Source organism: Thermophilibacter gallinarum, assembly GCF_014982725.1.
GTDB classification, from domain to species: Bacteria; Actinomycetota; Coriobacteriia; order Coriobacteriales; family Atopobiaceae; genus Thermophilibacter; species Thermophilibacter gallinarum.
In genome coordinates this window covers 52,784-69,970 of sequence record NZ_JADCJZ010000003.1, presented here as the reverse complement: position 1 = coordinate 69,970, position 17,187 = coordinate 52,784, and the positions used below count along the sequence as shown (strand labels likewise).

Sequence of the window (17,187 nt, the reverse complement as noted above, 5' to 3'; positions counted from 1 at the left end):
GATGTCCTCCGGTCCTGAACGTTTCTGGCTCCCCGGGTAGGATTCGAACCTACGACACGCTGATTAACAGTCAGCTGCGCTACCACTGCGCCACCGGGGAATCTGTGCGCAAGGAGAAAGTATACAGAGTCTGACGCGACGCGCAAGCCCCAATTCCAGAATTCTTCGCGCGGGCGACGCGCCGTCCGGAAATCCGCGGGGTTCCCGCGATTCGGCATCTCGTCGTCCCGGAATCGGCGACGTTCTCCGCACCTGCGAGAAGCGCGTCCCGGAATCGGAGGGGTTCCCCGGGCGCCGTCCCGGAATCGGCGACTTTCCGCGCGCCGAGCACGCTCGACCTGCGGAACCCCGGCGATTTTGGAACGGCCACGCCTCCGATCTGCGGAAACCCGCCATTTCCGGGACGCGGGAAGCCCACGAGCGGAGAACCTCGCCATTTCCGGGACGCGGGAAGCCCACGAGCGGAGAACCTCGCCGATTCCGGGACGCGTCGACGGCCAGGGGTCCTCGGTAACAGGAAACGGCCCCCGCCGAGGCGAGGGCCGCGTGAGGTGCCGAGAAGGGCGGGCGGGTCGCTCCCCTAGCCCTCCATGTAGTCCTTGAGACGGCCGGAGCGGCTGGGGTGGCGGAGCTTCGCCAGGGTCTTGGACTCGATCTGACGGATGCGCTCGCGCGTGACGCCGAACTCGCGCCCGACCTCCTCGAGCGTGCGCGGGTGGCCGTCTTCGAGGCCGAAGCGGAACTTGATCACCTTGCGCTCGCGGTCGGCCAGGCCGTCGAGGACCTGGTCGAGCTGCTCGCGCAGCATGGAGTCGGACGCGGCCTCGGGCGGCGCGACGGCGCTCGAGTCCTCGATGAAGTCGCCGAGCTGGGAGTCCTCCTCCTCGCCGATCGGCGTCTCCAGGGAGACGGGCTCCTGCGAGATCTTCTGGATCTCGCGCACGCGGTCCGGGCTCATGCCCATCTCGGCGGCGATCTCCTCGGGGGTGGGGTCGCGGCCGAGGTCCTGGAGCAGCTGGCGCTGGACGCGGATCAGCTTGTTGATCGTCTCGACCATGTGCACCGGGATGCGGATGGTGCGCGCCTGGTCGGCGATGGCGCGGGTGATTGCCTGGCGGATCCACCAGGTGGCGTAGGTGGAGAACTTGAAACCCTTGGTGTAGTCGAACTTCTCGACCGCGCGGATGAGGCCGAGGTTGCCCTCCTGGATGAGGTCGAGGAAGAGCATGCCGCGTCCGACGTAGCGCTTGGCGATGGACACGACGAGGCGCAGGTTGGCGCTGATCAGCTGCTGCTTGGCGTCGAGGCCCACCTGCTCGATGCGCATGAGGCGGCGCTGCTCGGCGCGCGTGAGCTCGAGCTCGCCGGCCTCGGCGGCCTCGAGCTTCTCGGCGGCGTCGGTGCCGGCCTCGATCTTCATGGCGAGGTTGACCTCCTCGGAGGCCGTGAGCAGGTCCACCTTGCCGATCTCCTTGAGGTACATGCGGACCGGGTCGCCGGTGAGCATGGCGGTGGAGGTGTCGGCGCGACGGGCGCGGGCGCGCGAGGAGCGCTTGGGCTTGGCGACCTTGGCCTTGGGGACGGCGCGCAGCGCCTCCTTGACGATCTTGGCCTCGGCGGCGCTCTCGGAGTCGTCCTCGTCGTCCTCCACGTAGGAGTCGACGTCATCGTCGTCCTCGAACTCGTCGTCGGCGACCTCGTGGGAGGAGAAGTCCTCGCCGGCGCCCTCGGCCGGGGTGCCCACGACCTCCATGCCGCGCGAGCGCAGCGCGTCGTAGACGTCGGAGAGCTCGTCGGAGTCGACGTCGATGTCCTTGAGTGCGAGCTGGATGTCGTCCTCGGTCACGCTCGCGCCGGAGCCGGCCCCTGCCACGAGGCCGTCGACGGCCTTGAGCAGGTCGTCGGAGAGCTTGATGTCCGCGTTGGTCTTCTTGGCAGCCACAAAAGTCCTTTCGACGTATAAACCTTTGAGATTATACCCAAAAGCTACGTGCCAAACACCGAAGAGAGTCGCCCGGCGAGCTCGGTGACGCGACGCTGGAGCTGCGTCGCCTCGGCGAAGAGGGCGTCCGAGTCTGGGTCGGGCGCGGCCGAGCGAAGGCGCGAGCGGATCTGCCGTATGCGGCGACGGCACGAGTAGAGTTCGGCGCTGTCGACGATGAAGTCGAGCTTGCGCTCGTCGGAGAGCTCGTCGTCGCCCATGACGCGCCCTCCCGAGAGGATCCGGGGCGCCTCGGGGACGACCACCGCGGCCGCGGCGACCACCTCCGCCGGCGTGCTCCCCTCGGGCGTCGAGAGCATGGCCCACGCCATGGCCTCGTGTCGCCCGTCCGCCCAGACGAGCCCCGCGATCCGGTCGCCGTAGCCCCTCAGGGCGTCCGGGCGCTGCGCGATGGCGCAGAGCAGCTCTCGCTCCGCGGCCACCTGCATGCGCTCGTCGGCCGAGAGCGGACCGGGCGCCACCTCGAGCGCGGGCTCTGCCGTCCCTCCACCCTCGAGGGCGTCGATCGGGACGTAGTCGGCCGGGGCCTCGTCGTACGCCTCGTAGGAGGGGCCCTCCGCCGCGGCGGGCGGTGCGGGCGCGGGCGACGGCGCCGCGGTCCTTCTCGCCGGGCGCTCCTCGTCGAGCTCGCGGACCGGCGCGGAGCGGATGGCGCGCTTGGTCTCGTCCACGTCCATGCCCAGGGCGTCGGCGAGCCGCGTGGCGTACTCGTCGAGAAGGACGGACTGCTTGAGCGGCGCGAGGACCGACGCCATGTCCTCGAGCGCGCGGACGCGACGCCCCGGGCCGGAGAGGTCGTAGGAGGCGAGGCGCTTCTCGAAGACGAAGTCCATGAGCGGGCGCGCGCCGGCGAGCTGCTCGCGCAGGGCGTCCGCGCCGTGGGCCGCGAGAAACTCCATGGGGTCCTGGCCGTCCGGGAGCACCACGCACATGAGCGACGCCGAGGTCTTGTCGAGGTAGCGGACCGCGCGCTCGGCGGCGCGCTGGCCTGCGGCGTCTCCGTCGAACATGCAGATGATGCGGCTCACGCGCTGGCGCTCCATGAGGCGCACGTGCTCGAGCCTGAAGGCCGTGCCGAGGGCGGCCACGGCGTTGGTGAAGCCTGCCTCGTGCATGGCGATGACGTCGGTGTATCCCTCGCAGACGACCGCCTCGCCGGTGGCCGCCATGCCGTCGCGCGCGCGGTCGTAGGCGAAGAGGTGCTTGCCCTTGTTGAACGCCGCGGTGTCGCGCGTGTTGACGTACTTGGCCACCCCCTCGCGCTTCTGCGCGTCGAGGACGCGGCCGCCGAAGGCGATCGCGCGCCCGCGCTCGTCGTGGATCGGGAACATCACGCGGCCCCAGAAGCGGTCCTGGAGCCGCCCCGAGCGCTCCTGGGCCAGGTCCGCGGCGACGAGCTCGGCGGGCGTGAAGCCCTTCTCGCGCAGGTGCGCGACGAGCGCCCCGTGCCCCGGGGCGTAGCCGAGCCGCCAGCGGCGGCAGACGTCCGAGCCGAAGCCGCGTCCCGCGAAGTAGCTGCGTGCGGCGGCGGAGTCCGACCCGCGCCCGCGCATGAGCATGAGGTGGTAGAACGACTCGGCCTCCTCGAGGGCCTCCATGAGGCGGCTCCGACGGGGCCCGCGGCTGGTCCGCTCCTCCGAGAGCTCGATGCCGGCGCGGTCCGCGAGGTAGCGCACGGCGTCCGTGAACTCGAGGTTCTCGCGGCGCTGCACGTAGGAGAATACGTCGCCGCCCTCGCCGCAGCCGAAGCAGTGCCACAGCCCCGTGGAGGGGTTCACCTTGAACGAGGGGGTCTTCTCGCCGTGGAAGGGACAGCAGCCCCAGAAGTCCTGACCGCGCTGTCGCAGCTCGACGGTCTCGGCCACGAGCTGCACGAAGTCGGTCGCCTGGCGGACCCGCTCCTTGTCCTCGTCGGAGATCACGCGGACCACTCCCCCCTCAGCTCGACTTCCCCCGACCCGAGGGTAGCACGCACCCAGGACACGTTTCCGAGCACGACGCGCTCGAGCTCCTCGACGGACGAGAAGGACCTCGGCTCGCGCAGCCACCGCACGAAGGACACGCCGACGGCGGCGCCGTAGAGGTCGCCGGAGAAGCCCAGCAGCGTGGCCTCGAGGAAGCTCTCCCCCTCCTCGCCCGGCGAGAAGGACCTCGGCTTGCCCACGTTGACGGCGGCGGGCCAGACGGAGCCGCCGTACGTGACGTAACCGGCGTAGACGCCCTCGGCGGGCAGGCAGAGGCCGTCGGCCACGCGCACGTTGGCCGTGGGGAAGCCGAAGGACGTCCCCTCGCCGCGGCCGTGCTCGACGGTGCCGGTGACGAGGTGGCAGCGCCCGAGCAGGCCGGCGGCCGCCTCGACGCGGCCCTCGGCGAGCAGGCCGCGGATGCGCGTGGCGGTGACATGCGAGCCGCCCTCGTCGAGGAGGTCCATGCCGATGACGTCGAAGCCGTCGACGCGCCCCAGCTCGCAGAGCGCCTCGACCGTGCCGGCGCCGCCTGCTCCAAGGCAGAAGTCCGACCCAACGACAATGACGTCAAGGTCCATGAGCTCACCGAGCCTCTCCCGCACGAACCGCTCGTACGGCAGCGCAGCAAGCTCGGGCGTGAAGTCGAGCACAACCAGGCGATCCACGCCCTCGATCGAGCTCAGGGTGTTCAGTCGGTCCTCGTCACAAAGAAGCAGTTTCTGTGGGTGATTAGGGTTGAGCACAACCGACGGATCCGGCGAGAACGTGACGACCACAAGCTCGTCCCCGCGAGCGATTGCCTCCTCGCGCGCCCGCGCGATCAGCGCCCGATGCCCGATGTGCACCCCGTCGAACGCCCCGATCGCACACACTGCCCGATGTTCGCGGAGGGTGTTCCGCAGAGAAGTTCCGCGGAGCGCACTTCTCGGAGGAACACCCGGAGCGACCCCCGGCAGCATTCCGCGCAGCGCACTTCCCGTAAGAACACTCCCGACGGCCCCCACCGGGTTATCCGGCGAGAGCGCGAGGAGCCGCTGCTCGAGGTTCTTCTCGCTCATCGCACTCCCTCGATGCCCTGGGGGAAGTTTGACTCGCAGACGAGGTGGCGGCCCTCGCGGCGCCAGATGCCGACGAGCGCGCCGGAGAAGGCGAGCGCGACGCGCTGGCCGGGGGCGGGCTCTCCCCCGTCGCGCAGGGTGCCGGAGGCGATGCGCCGGCCGCACGTGACGTCCGCGACCTCCTCGAGGGCGAGCTCGCGGACGGGCAGGCCGAGCACGGCGGCGGGGTCGAGCGCCCGCTCGTGCACGAGGTCGGTCCCCCGCTCGGCGAGCTCGTCCAGGCTAACGCACGAGTCGATCGTGACGGGGCCGGAGAACGTGCGCCGAAGCTCGCTCACGTGCGCCAGGCAGCCGAGCTCGCGGCCGAAGTCGCGGGCGATGCTGCGCACGTAGGTGCCCTTGGAGACGTCGAGGTCCACGGTCCACGAGCGCGCGGCGCGGTCCACGGAGACGAGCTCGGCGCCGTGGATCGTCACGCGACGCGGCGCAAGCTCGACGTCCTCGCCGGCACGTGCGGCGTCGTAGGCGCGCCGACCGTTGACGGAGACGGCCGAGAAGCGCGGCGGGACCTGGTCCGTCTCGCCGACGAGTCGCGCGACCTCGACGGATGCGCGCTCGCGGCCGAGCAGGTCGTCGGGCACCTCGGCGGTGGAGGTGACCTCGCCCTCGGCGTCGTCGGTCGTGGTCTCGGCGCCGAGCGAGAACGTGGCTCGGTAGCCCTTGCGGTCGAGCGTCAGCAGGCCCAGGAGCTTGGTCGCCTGGCCGATGCCGACGACGAGCACGCCGGTCGCGGCCGGGTCGAGCGTGCCGGCGTGGCCCACGCGGCGCTCGCCCACGGCGCGCCTCACGCGGGAGACGACGTCGTGGCTGGTCATGCCCGCGGGCTTGTCGACGGCGATGAGCGCGGAGAAGGCGCTCGGGCGGCGGCTCACCGCCCGTCCCCGCCGTCCGCGTAGAGCGCGCGCAGCTTGGGCAGGACCACGGCGAGCGCGCGGTCGATGTCGCCCTCGACGGTGAAGCCGGCGGCCGACGGATGGCCGCCCCCGCCCATCTCGCGCGCGACGACCGAGATGTCGCGGTCGGACTTGGCGCGGAGGTTGCCGCGGACCTTGCCGCCGGGGACCTCCTTGAGGAAGAGCGCGATCTCGCAGCCGTCCACGCGGCGGACGATGTCCACGAGGCCGTCGCACTCCGCGACCGGAACCGCGTTGGCCTCGAGGTCGGCCATGGTGGCGTAGCTGTAGGCGATCCTCCCGCGCTCGAAGGTGGTGATCCTGCCCATGACGGTCGCGGAGAGGTGCAGGTAGCTCACGCGGTCGCTCTGGTAGACGTGGAGGGCGACGTCGGAGGGAGACGCCCCCGAGTCGACGAGCGCGCTGGCGACGCGGAAGGCCTCGCCGTTTGCGTTCTGGTACTGGAAGCGGCCGGTGTCCGTGACGAGCGCGCAGAGCAGGTTCTGGGCCATCGTCGGCGTGAGCGGGCCGCCGAGGTGCAGCGCGTACTCGGCGACGAGCACGCCCGCGGCGGCGGCGTCGGGACGGACGACGCCCGCGTCCCAGGTGACCTCGTCGGCGGGATGGTGGTCGAGGACCGCGACGCCGCCGGAGCGCTCGAGGACCGCGCGCGCATCGCTCAGGCGGTCGGGGCGCGAGAGGTCCACGCAGAAGAAGAGGTCGGGGTCGTCGTGATAGTCCACGGCGCGAACGAGCCGCTCGGCGCCGGGGAGGAACTGATAGATGCGCGGGACCTCGTCGTCGTCGGCGAGCAGCGCCGTCACGCGCTTCTCGGGCCACACGGACTCGATGAGCTCGACGAGCGCGAGCTCGGAGCCCAGCGCGTCGCCGTCCGGCGAGGTGTGCGCGCACACGGCTATGGTCGCGGCGCCCTCCACGAGGCGCGTGATCGCGTCGAAGCCGGAGCGCTGGAGCTCGCTGGTAGCCTCGTCACACAGCACGGCAGCCCCCTAGCCCTCGCTCGTCTCGCCGGCGCCCTCGACCGGGTAGCCGAACTCGTCCTTCTCGACCGCGAGCGTGGGCGGCACGTCCTCGAGGGCGCGCGAGATCGCCTCGGCCTCGTCGGTGGTGGTGTCGATGCGGAAGTCGAGCTCGGGCGTCACACGCCAGCCGAGCGCGCGGCCGAGCAGCGTGCGGATGCGGCCCTTCGCGCGGGCGAGCGCGGCGGTGACCTCGTCGTAGCGCTCGGCGTCGCAGCTCACGTAGGCGCGCAGGTAGGACTTGTCGACGGAGACCTCGACGCCGGTTATGGTCACGAGCGCGAGGTCGGGGTCGGAGATCTCGAAGAGCAGGATATTGGCGAGCTTGACGCGAGCAAGCTCGTTGGTCCTTCTCGAGTGCTGGTTCTGCTTCATGGTCTGCTCCAAACGGAATGCCCCCGCCCTCCCGCGACGGCGCGCGGGCGGGCGGGGGCGAGGGCGCCTACTCGGTGCGGGCGACCTGGTCGATGCGGAAGCCCTCGATCTGGTCGCCGGGCTTGACGTCCTGGAAGTTCTCCAGGCCGATGCCGCACTCGAAGCCGGCCTTGACGCTCTTGACGTCGTCCTTGTAGCGGCGCAGCGAGGCGATCTTGCCCTCGTAGACGACGATGCCGTCGCGCACGAGGCGCACCTGGTCGTCGCGGGAGATCTCGCCCTCCTGGACCATGCAGCCGGCGGCGATGCCGACCTTGGGCACCTTGAAGGTGTCGCGGACCTCGGCGACGCCGGTCTGGACCTCGACCTCGGTGGGCTTGAGCATGCCGATGCGGGCGGCGTCGATGTCCTCGATCGCCTTGTAGATGACGCTGTAGGTGCGGATCTCCACGCCGTCGCGCTCCGCGGCGCTCTTTGCCTTGGCCTCCGGGCGCACGCCGAAGCCGATGATGATGGCGTTGGAGGCGTCGGCGAGGATGACGTCGGTCTCGGTGATCGCGCCGACCGCGGAGTGGATCGTGTTGATGCGGACCTCGGACTGGTCCATCTTGTCGAGCGAGTCCTGGAGCGCCTCGATGGAGCCCTGGACGTCGGCCTTGATGATGAGGTTGAGCTCCTTGACCTCGGCGTCGGCCATGGTGTCGAAGAGGTTCTCGAGCGTGACGTGCTTCACGCGGTTCTGCTCCTCGATGCGGGCCTTGAGGGCGCGCTCGTCGGCAAGCTGTCGGGCGTCGCGCTCGTCGTGGAAGACGCGGAACTCGTCGCCGGCCATCGGCACGCTCTGCAGGCCGAGGATCTCGACGGCGTCGGAGGGGCCGGCCTCGGTGACGGAGTTGCCCTTCGGGTCGAGCATCGCGCGGACGCGGCCGTAGGCCATGCCCGCCACGAGCGCGTCGCCGATGTGGAGCGTGCCGCGGGTGACCAGCACCGTGGCGACGGAGCCGCGGCCGCGGTCGAGCTTGGCCTCGAGGACGTTGCCGGAGGCGAAGGTATCGGGGTTGGCCTTGAGCTCGAGGACGTCGGCCTGGAGGATGACGGTCTCCAGCAGCTCGTCGATGCCGATCTTCTGCTTGGCGGAGATGTTGACGAACATGTTCTGTCCGCCCCACTCCTCCGGGATGATGCCGTACTCGGTGAGCTCCTGGCGCACGCGGTCGGGGTTGGCGCCGGGCTTGTCGATCTTGTTGACGGCCACGATGATGGGCACGCCGGCCGCCTTGGCGTGGTTGATCGACTCGATCGTCTGGGGCATGACGCCGTCGTCGGCGGCGACGATCAGGATGACGATGTCGGTCACCTTGGCGCCGCGGGCGCGCATGGCCGTGAAGGTCTCGTGGCCCGGGGTGTCGATGAAGGTGATCAGGCGGCCGTTGATCGTGACCTGGGAGGCGCCGATGGCCTGCGTGATGCCGCCCGCCTCGCCCGCTGCGACGCCGGTGTGGCGGATGGCGTCCAGAAGCGACGTCTTGCCGTGGTCGACGTGGCCCATGACGGTGACCACCGGCGGGCGCGGCTTGAGGTCGGCGGGGTCGTCGTAGAAGGTGAAGGAGTTCTCCTCCTCCTTGGTCATGACCTTGACGTCGCGCCCGAGGTCGTCGGCGACGAGCTCGATGAGCTCGTCGGACATGGACTCGGTGAGCGTGAGCGGGGTGCCCAGCAAGAACAGGCGCTTGATGATGTCGTTGGCGGGCACGCCGAGAAGCTCGGCGAGCTCCTGGACCGTGGAGCCCTGCGGCACCTTCACGGTGTCGAGCTGCGAGAGGTCCTGGTCGTTGGCCAGCGCCTCCTCGATGCGCTGCTCCATCGCGGCCTCCTCGGCCTGCTTCTGGCGGCGCTCCTTGCGGCGCTTGCGGCGGCCGGTGGACTCGCGCGACGCCTCCTCGACGGCCACGCGGGCCTCCTCGAGGACGCGGCTGCGGTTGTAGGCCTCGGCCTCGCGGGCCATGCGGCTGTAGCGGTCCTCGCCCTCGTCGCCGCGGCGGCCCTTCTTGCCGCGACGGCCACGACCGCCGTCGGCGGCGCCGGACGGGGCGGCGGCAGCGGCAGCGGCAGCGGCGGAGGGACGCGAGCTCTCTCGACGGGCGCCGCCGCGGTCGCGGCTGGCGGCCTTCTTCTGGCTGGCCTCCTCGGCCTGCTGCTTCAGGATCTGCTCCTGCTGCGCGATCTGGTCGAGCAAGGACGAGAAGGACGGGACGCTCTTCGGCGCGGTGTCGCGCACGCGGTTCTTCTCGGCCTCCTCGGCCGCGCGGCGCTCGGCCTCGGCGCGCTCCGCCTCCTGGCGCTTGCGCTCCTCCTCGGCGGCGGCGCGACGGCGCTCCTCCTCGGCGCGCTCCTTCTCGCGGCGCTGCTCGGCGGCCAGGCGCTCGGCCTCGGCCTTCTCGGCGGCGATGCGCGCCTCCTCGGCCTTGGCCTCCTCCTCGGCGCGCTTCTGCGCCTCGATCTCGGCGGCGTGGGCCTCCAGGATCGGCTTGAGCTTCTTGCGGACGATCGCCACGTAGGCGTCCTCGAGCGTCGAGGACGCGGACTTGGCGGGGATCTTGAGGTTGCCGAGGTGTTCGAGCATCTCCTTGCTGGAGATGCCGTACTCCTTGGCGAGGTCGTGTACGCGGGTCTTTGCCATATGAGCTACCTTCCGAGAGAGGGGTCTGTGGTCCTACCTGCCGTCTTCGGCGGCGCTAGATGAGCGAGTCGGGGTCGGAGGAGACCTCCGCGGAGGCCATCTCCTCGTGGACGCCGCAGAAGCGGGAGCCCGGGCGCGCCATGTTGCGGCACTGGATCCCGTTGGCGCCCACGTACTCGCAGCGGTGCGCCTCGCCGTCGTCCTCGGGCTCGTCGGGGACCGTGGCGCGCGGGAGGTCGCGCAGGACGCCCGCGGCGAGCGACTCGTTCTTGATGTCGATGTGCAGGCCGGTCAGGCGCGCGGCGAGGCGGGCGTTCTGGCCCTCCTTGCCGATGGCGAGCGAGAGCTGGTCGTCGGGGACGATGACCGTGGCGTAGCCGGTCTCGGGGTCGATCACCACGCGGGAGACGCGGGCCGGCGAGAGCGCGGAGGCCACGCAGCGGGTCGGGTCGTCGCTCCACAGGACCACGTCGACGCGCTCGCCGCGGAGCTCGGAGACGACGGTGCGCACGCGGCTGCCCTTGGGGCCGACGCAGGCGCCCACCGGGTCGAGGCGGTCGTCGTTGGAGGAGACGGCCACCTTGGAGCGGACGCCGGGCTCACGGGCGATGCTGCGGATCTCGACGACGCCGTCGTAGACCTCGGGCACCTCGAGCTCGAAGAGGCGGCGCAGCAGGTCCGGGTGGGTGCGGGAGACCACGATGGGCGGGCGCTGGCGCTCGCCGCGGACCACGGGCTGCGTGGAGTTGGGGTCGCGCACGTCGACGATGATCGCGCGGATGCGCTGGTTGTGGCTGTAGCGCTCGCCGGCGGGGCGCTCGTTGCGCTCCTCGGGGTAGCGGCGCTGGTCGAAGTGGGGCAGCTCGGCCTCGACGCCCTCGCGGATCTTGATGATCGTGAAGTCGGGCGTGGTCTGCAGCACGGTGCCGGTGATGATGTCGCCCACGCGCTGCGAGAACTCCTCGTAGATCTGGGCGCGCGCGGCGTTGCGGACGATCGCGCGGATCTCGGCCTTGGCGTGCTGGGCGGCGATGCGGCTCGTGTCGGCGGGCGTGACGTCGACCTCGTCGAACTCGGCGTACTCGCCGGTCTCGGGATCCTCCTCGCCCTTCGGGACGAGCTCGTAGACGTAGACCTTGCCGGTGGCGCGGTCGATCGTGACGCGCGCGCCGAAGGGCAGGTGCAGCACGTCGGCGTAGCTCTTGGCGAGCGACTGCTCGAGGCGGGTGATGAGGTCGAGCTGGTCGATGTGCTTCTCCTCGCAGAGCTGCTCGAGGGCCGCCATCATCTCAGAAGCCATGTCTTGTCCTTTCGTTCCTCCCGCGCTTCCCTAGTCGGAGAAGTCGGGCTTGATCGTGCACTTCCTGATGTCGCCGAACGGGAGCTCCACGCGCTCGCCGTCCACCTCGAGGGCGACGGTGCCGTCCTCAATGCCGAGGAGGGTGCCGGTGTAGCGGCGCCTCCCCTCGCCCGGGACGAGCGAGAGCTGGACGGCCTCGCCGGCAAAGCGCTCGAAGTCGCGCTCCTTGCGCAGCGGGCGCGCCATGCCGGGGCTCGACACCTCGAGGGTGAAGCTGGAGGGGATGGGGTCGAGCTCGTCGAGGGCGGCCGAGATCCACTCGGTCTCCTCGGTCACCTCGTCGAGCGTGATGGTGGGCAGAGACTCGTCGGCGTGGTCGATGCGCACGCGCACGCAGGGTGCCTTGGTCGCCCCCACGACCTCGACGTCCACGACGTCGACGCCGCGCTCGGCCGCGCGGGCCTCCAGGGCCTCGATGATCTCCTGCTCGATGCCGGTCTTGGGCATGCTCCCCTCCCGTCTTCATACAGAAAGGAAGCGGGGCGAGAAGATCCACCCCACTTCCTACGGTTACAGCTTCGAATACGCTGCTAGTCTACGGTTTTTCTCGCCACGCGTCAAACGAGCCTCCACGAGATTGCCACAAGCTGACGTCCTTCTCGGCACCTCCCGCGCGACGGTGACGACTTTCGCGCATCGCGCGCCCCCAGACCCCGCCGCGACCCGCAAAGCCCGTCACCCAACACGCCGCCGCAAGAGGCAACCTCCGCCGAGAAGAACCTCTCGCCAGCGATGAGGGCCATAACCCGCGCGCCCACAGAGCCGTCCGCCGATTGCTTCCCGGCGTTTGTCGTCGCAACGGGTAGAACCCTCCCTACGGCTCGGCGGTCACACCGCGTACCGAGGGCAGCGCCGTACCCGCGAGGGGAGGTGATGCCGATGGATCTGACTGAGGTCGTCGCTCTTCTGACAGGGTGCGTTTCCCTGGTTCTGGCGATAGTAAGGCTTGTCCGAGAGGTGCGAGGTACGTCCGATGAACGAGAGGGCCGCCAGCGCTGAGCGCGAGCGGCCCGAATCAAGTAACGGCACTGCCTAGGTTCCCCAACGTAGGCGGCCGTCGAGCCTATTGTACCCACTCCCCAGCGACCCAAGCCCGCCAAACCCGACAAACCCACCGAGAAGAACCTCTCGCCAGCGCGTGAGAACCGACATGCGTCGGCCCTCCGACCTTCCGGAGAGAAGTTCCGCGCAGCGCACTTCTCGCAGGAAGGTCGGAGGGCCGCCACCTCGCGTAAGGGTCTACACCGCCACGATATTGACCAGGCGGCCCTTGATGACGATGACCTTCTTGATGTCCTTGCCGGCGAGCTGCTCGGCCACGGCGGCCTTGGCGGCCTCGGCGACCTCGTCGTCCGTGGCGTCGGCGGCGACCATGACGCGACCGCGGACCTTGCCCTTGATCTGGACCGCGATCTCCACCTCGTCGGCCTTGGCGGCCTCGGCGTCGAAGTCGGGCCAGGCGGCGTTGTAGACCGAGCCCTCCTGGACCAGCGCCTTGTGCCAGAGCTCCTCGGCCCAGTGCGGGCAGATCGGCGCGAGCATGGTCACGATCGCGTGCGCCACGGCGAAGCAGAGCGCCGGGTCGCGCTGCTCGGGCGCCACGTCGTTCACGTACTTGGACGCCGCGTTGGTGATCTCCATGACAGCGGAGATGGCGGTGTTGAACTGGCCGCGGTCGAAGTCGGTGGTGCACTTGATGCCCATGCCGTTAAGCGTGCGCCAGAGCTCCTTGCCCGCCGCGTCGAGCGTGCCCGCGCTCACGGCGCCGGCGGCCGCGCCCTGCGACAGCAGCCAGACCACGCGCCACGCGCGCTTGATGAAGCGGTTGGCGCCGGCGACGGCCTCCTCGTCCCAGTTGAAGTCCTTCTCGGGCGGGGCGATGAAGAGGATGGCCAGACGCATGGTGTCCGCGCCGTAGGGCTCGATCACCGAGGACGGCGGCACGACGTTGCCCTTGGACTTGGACATGGTGTCGCCGTTGGCGTCCTTGACCATGCCCTGGCAGAGCAGGTTCTCGAAGGGCTCGTCGATGCCGATCATGCCGAGGTCGCGCAGGACCTTGGTGAAGAAGCGGCTGTAGAGCAGGTGCAGGATGGCGTGCTCGATGCCGCCGATGTAGTTGTCGACCGGCATCCAGCGGTCCACGGCCTCGCGCGAGAAGGGCAGCTCCTCGTTGTGCGGGTCGCAGTAGCGCAGGTAGTACCAGCTGGAGCACGTGAAGGTGTCCATGGTGTCGGTGATGCGCTTGGCAGGCTTGCCGCACTTGGGGCACGTGGTCTCGTAGAACGGCGCGTAGGCGGCGAGCGTCTCGCCGGCGCCGAGGTCGAGCGCGTCGGGCAGCGTGACGGGCAGGTCCTCGTAGGGCACCGGCACGTCGCCGCAGCAGTCGCAGTGGATCATCGGAATCGGGTTGCCCCAGTAGCGCTGGCGGGAGATGAGCCAGTCGCGCAGGCGGAACTGCACGGTCTTGCGGCCGAGGCCCTGCTCACCGAGCCACTCGATGATGGCGTCGACGGCCTCGGAGTGCTTGCCGCCCTTCATGCCGGTGAAGCGGCCAGACTGCACGAGGTAGCCCTCAGCCTCCATCGCGTGGTCCCAGTCGACGGAGGTCACCACGAGCTCGCGCTCGTCCTTGAGCTGCTCGTAGAGCGGGTCGTCCTTCTCGCAGATGATCGGGGCGATCTCCAGGCCGTACTTCTTGGCGAAGTCGAAGTCGCGCTGGTCGCCGCAGGGCACGCCCATGACGGCGCCCGTGCCGTAGTCCATGAGGACGTAGTCGGCGACCCAGATGGGCGCCGGGCGGCCGTTCACCGGGTTGATGACGTAGCGGCCGGTGAAGACGCCGTGCTTCTCGCGCTCGGAGCCCTGGCGGTCGACCGAGGAGACCTTCTCCGCCGCGGCCTTGAGCTCGAGGAAGGCCTCCTCATGCTCGGTGCCGGCCACGAGCTCCGCGGCGAGCGGGCTCTCGGGCGGCAGCAGGAAGAAGCTCACGCCAAAGAGCGTGTCCGGGCGCGTGGTGAAGACGGTGATCTTGGTGTCGGTGGGGGTCACGCCGTCTTCCGCGGCCAGCGTGAAGTCGATCTCGGCGCCCTCGGAGCGGCCGATCCAGTTGGCCTGCATCGCGCGGACGCGCTCGGGCCACTTGCCCTCGAGCTTCTTGAGGTCGTCGAGAAGCTCCTGGGCGTAGTCGGTGATCTTGAAGTACCACTGGGAGAGGGCGCGCTTCTCGGGCACCGAGCCGCAGCGCCAGCACTTGCCGTCCACGACCTGCTCGTTGGCGAGGACCGTCTGGCAGCCCGGGCACCAGTTCACCGGCGAGTTGTCGCGGTAGACGAGGCCCTTCTCCCACATCTTGAGGAAGATCCACTGGCCCCACTTGTAGTACTCGGGGTCGCAGGTGTTGAACATGCGGTCGTAGTCGTAGGAGAAGCCCATGCGGCGCATGGTCTTGGTGGCCTGCGCGATGTTCTGGTGGGTCCAGACGCTCGCCTGCGTGTTGTGCTTGATGGCGGCGTTCTCGGCGGGCAGGCCGAAGGCGTCGTAGCCCATCGGGTGCAACACGTCGAAGCCGCGCATGCGGGCCTGACGGGCCATGGCGTCGCCGATCGTGTAGTTGCGCGCGTGCCCCATGTGCAGGTCGCCCGAGGGGTACGGGAACATCTCCAGCACGTACTTCTTGGGCTTCTCGGGGCTCTCCTCGGTCTTGTAGAGCTCCTCGGCGTCCCACTCGGCCTGCCAGCGGGTCTCGATCTCCTCAGCGTCGTAGGCCGGGACCTCGAAGTTCTTCTCGGCGTCGCTCATCTGCGTGACTCCTTCGTGTGCGATGGTCAACCGTGCCATTGTAGCAGCACGCCCGTAGGGGCGATTGGTGATGCTTAAGAAAACAGGGTTGTTGCAGGGCGTGGAGTATTTTGTGCTTAGGGTTTTGGGGTTGTTGCATCCTCGGGGCCGCCCAGGGGCGGCGAGAAGAACCGTCGGCTTGCAACCAACAGAGGTTTTGTTGGCGAGAAGTACTTCTCGCCGCGGACGGAGGTGCAACGACCCCAATTTCGTAAGCGCGCGCCGCGCGCGAAGGTGCAACGACCCCGATTTCCTAAGCGCATCGACAGCAGAAGGCCGCCCCGGGACGCGTGCCCGGGGCGGCCGGCAACTCGATCGTGCTTCTCGCCAGACTAGCGGTAGCTCACGCTGTGCTGGGAGTCCTTGACCACGACGTCGTGCGCGCCGCCCTCGACGATCGAGGTCGAGCTCACGAGCGTCAGGCGCGCCTTCTCCTGCAGCTCCTTGATGGTCTTGGCGCCGCAGTTGCACATCGTGGACTTAATCTTGTAGATCGTCTGGCCCACGCCCTCCTTGAGCGAGCCGGCGTAGGGCACGTAGGAGTCCACGCCCTCGACGAAGCCCAGCTTGGAGGCGCCGCCCTGGTCGTAGCGCTGCCAGTTGCGGGCGCGCGCGGAGCCCTCGCCCCAGTACTCCTTCATGTACTGGCCGTTGACGTTCACGCGCTCGGTGGGGCTCTCGTCGAAGCGGGCGAAGTAGCGGCCGAGCATCATGAAGTCGGCGCCCATGGCCAGCGCGAGCGTCATGTGGTAGTCGTAGACGATGCCGCCGTCGGAGCAGACGGGCACGTAGACGCCGGTCTCCTCGAAGTACTTGTCGCGCGCGCGGCACACGTCGATGACCGCGGAGGCCTGGCCGCGGCCGATGCCCTTGGTCTCGCGCGTGATGCAGATCGAGCCGCCGCCGATGCCGACCTTCACGAAGTCGGCGCCGCAGTCGGCGAGGAAGCGGAAGCCCTCCTCGTCCACGACGTTGCCGGCGCCCACCTTGACGGAGTCGCCGTAGTTGGCGCGCACCCACTCCAGCGTGCGCTTCTGCCACTCGGAGAAGCCCTCGGAGGAGTCGATGCAGAGCACGTCGGCGCCGGCCTCCACGAGCAGCGGCACGCGCTCGGCGTAGTCGCGCGTGTTGATGCCGGCGCCCACCATGTAGCGCTTGTTGGCGTCGAGCAGCTCGTTGGGGTTGGACTTGTGCTGGTCGTAGTCCTTGCGGAAGACGATGCCCACGAGGTGGTCGTTCTCGTCCACGACGGGCAGGGCGTTGAGCTTGTTCTCCCAGATGACGTCGTTGGCGCGCTTGAGCGTGATGTCCTTGTCGCCCACGATGAGCTTCTCGCGCGGCGTCATGAACTCGGCGACCTTCTTCTGGTGGTCGTCACGCGTGGGACGGTAGTCGCGGCTGGTCACGATGCCGAGGAGCTTGCCGCGGGAGGAGCCGTCGTCGGTGACGGGCATGGTGGAGTGGCCGGTGCGGGCCTTGAGCTCCATGACCTGCTCCATCGTCATGTCGGGCGTGAGGGTGGAGTCGGACTCGACGAAGCCGGCCTTGTGGTCCTTGACGGCCTTGACCATGGCCGCCTCCTGCTCGGGCGTCTGGTTGCCGTAGATGAAGGCGAGGCCGCCCTCGATGGCGAGCGCGACGCCCATGTCCACGCCGGAGACGGACTGCATGATGGCCGAGACCATGGGGATGTTGAGCGAGAGCGCCGGCTCCTCGCCGCGGCGGAACTTCACGAGCGGCGTCTTGAGCGACACGTTGTCGGGGATGTTCTCCGCCGAGGAGTATCCGGGAACGAGCAGGTACTCGGAAAAGGTGTGGGACTCCCCCTCGAAGAACGTTGCCATGTGCCGGCTCCTCTCCCCGCTCGCGGCGGTAGTTGGTTGAGTTCACGCCATTGTAACATCCGCTCACG

Annotated in this window: 11 protein-coding genes and 1 tRNA gene; all 12 read right to left on the bottom strand. The window is 69.5% G+C overall.

Annotated elements, in window-relative coordinates:
• Positions 1-25: 25 nt before the first annotated feature.
• Positions 26-100, bottom strand: a tRNA-Asn gene (locus INF26_RS06960).
• Positions 101-580: 480 nt separating this feature from the next.
• Positions 581-1,942: an RNA polymerase sigma factor RpoD gene (rpoD, locus tag INF26_RS06955; RefSeq protein WP_193530192.1), complete on the bottom strand. Its 1,362-nt coding sequence runs from the start codon at positions 1,940-1,942 to the stop codon at positions 581-583.
• 44 nt (positions 1,943-1,986) lie between these two features.
• Positions 1,987-3,924: a DNA primase gene (dnaG, locus tag INF26_RS06950; RefSeq protein WP_193530191.1), complete on the bottom strand. Its 1,938-nt coding sequence runs from the start codon at positions 3,922-3,924 to the stop codon at positions 1,987-1,989.
• A complete protein-coding gene (ribF, locus tag INF26_RS06945; RefSeq protein ID WP_226371974.1) occupies positions 3,921-4,928 on the bottom strand; it encodes a bifunctional riboflavin kinase/FMN adenylyltransferase in 1,008 nt (335 codons plus the stop codon). Before ribF ends, dnaG begins: the two co-directional genes overlap by 4 nt.
• A 95-nt stretch (positions 4,929-5,023) precedes the next feature.
• Positions 5,024-5,959 carry a tRNA pseudouridine(55) synthase TruB gene (gene truB / locus INF26_RS06940; RefSeq protein ID WP_332307328.1) on the bottom strand — a complete coding sequence of 312 codons (936 nt, stop codon included), beginning with the start codon at positions 5,957-5,959 and terminating at the stop codon, positions 5,024-5,026.
• On the bottom strand, positions 5,956-6,978 hold the full coding sequence (locus tag INF26_RS06935; RefSeq protein WP_193530491.1) for a DHH family phosphoesterase: 1,023 nt from the start codon (positions 6,976-6,978) through the stop codon (positions 5,956-5,958). The genes truB and INF26_RS06935 overlap by 4 nt, the downstream gene beginning before the upstream one ends.
• A 12-nt stretch (positions 6,979-6,990) precedes the next feature.
• A complete protein-coding gene (gene rbfA, locus INF26_RS06930) occupies positions 6,991-7,395 on the bottom strand; it encodes a 30S ribosome-binding factor RbfA (protein ID WP_193530188.1) in 405 nt (134 codons plus the stop codon).
• A 67-nt stretch (positions 7,396-7,462) separates the two neighbouring features.
• Positions 7,463-10,075, bottom strand: a complete 2,613-nt coding sequence (infB, locus tag INF26_RS06925) for a translation initiation factor IF-2 (protein WP_193530186.1) — start codon at positions 10,073-10,075, stop codon at positions 7,463-7,465.
• A 55-nt stretch (positions 10,076-10,130) separates the two neighbouring features.
• On the bottom strand, positions 10,131-11,375 hold the full coding sequence (nusA, locus tag INF26_RS06920; protein WP_193530184.1) for a transcription termination factor NusA: 1,245 nt from the start codon (positions 11,373-11,375) through the stop codon (positions 10,131-10,133).
• Positions 11,376-11,405: 30 nt separating this feature from the next.
• Positions 11,406-11,882 (bottom strand): ribosome maturation factor RimP, encoded by a 477-nt coding sequence (locus INF26_RS06915; RefSeq protein WP_193530183.1) that lies wholly within the window; start codon positions 11,880-11,882, stop codon positions 11,406-11,408.
• A 792-nt stretch (positions 11,883-12,674) separates the two neighbouring features.
• Positions 12,675-15,236 carry a leucine--tRNA ligase gene (gene leuS, locus INF26_RS06910; protein ID WP_193530181.1) on the bottom strand — a complete coding sequence of 854 codons (2,562 nt, stop codon included), beginning with the start codon at positions 15,234-15,236 and terminating at the stop codon, positions 12,675-12,677.
• Between the two features lie 371 nt (positions 15,237-15,607).
• Positions 15,608-17,119, bottom strand: coding sequence for an IMP dehydrogenase (locus INF26_RS06905; protein ID WP_193530180.1), 1,512 nt, complete (start codon positions 17,117-17,119; stop codon positions 15,608-15,610).
• Positions 17,120-17,187: the final 68 nt, after the last annotated feature.

Excerpts from the sequence above, each read along its gene's own strand:
- ribF (WP_226371974.1), bottom strand. The coding sequence starts at position 4,928 with ATGCTGCCGGGGGTCGCTCCGGGTGTTCCTCCGAGAAGTGCGCTCCGC.
- rbfA (WP_193530188.1), bottom strand. The coding sequence starts at position 7,395 with ATGAAGCAGAACCAGCACTCGAGAAGGACCAACGAGCTTGCTCGCGTC.
- infB (WP_193530186.1), bottom strand. The coding sequence starts at position 10,075 with ATGGCAAAGACCCGCGTACACGACCTCGCCAAGGAGTACGGCATCTCC.
- nusA (WP_193530184.1), bottom strand. The coding sequence starts at position 11,375 with ATGGCTTCTGAGATGATGGCGGCCCTCGAGCAGCTCTGCGAGGAGAAG.
- INF26_RS06915 (WP_193530183.1), bottom strand. The coding sequence starts at position 11,882 with ATGCCCAAGACCGGCATCGAGCAGGAGATCATCGAGGCCCTGGAGGCC.
- leuS (WP_193530181.1), bottom strand. The coding sequence starts at position 15,236 with ATGAGCGACGCCGAGAAGAACTTCGAGGTCCCGGCCTACGACGCTGAG.
- INF26_RS06905 (WP_193530180.1), bottom strand. The coding sequence starts at position 17,119 with ATGGCAACGTTCTTCGAGGGGGAGTCCCACACCTTTTCCGAGTACCTG.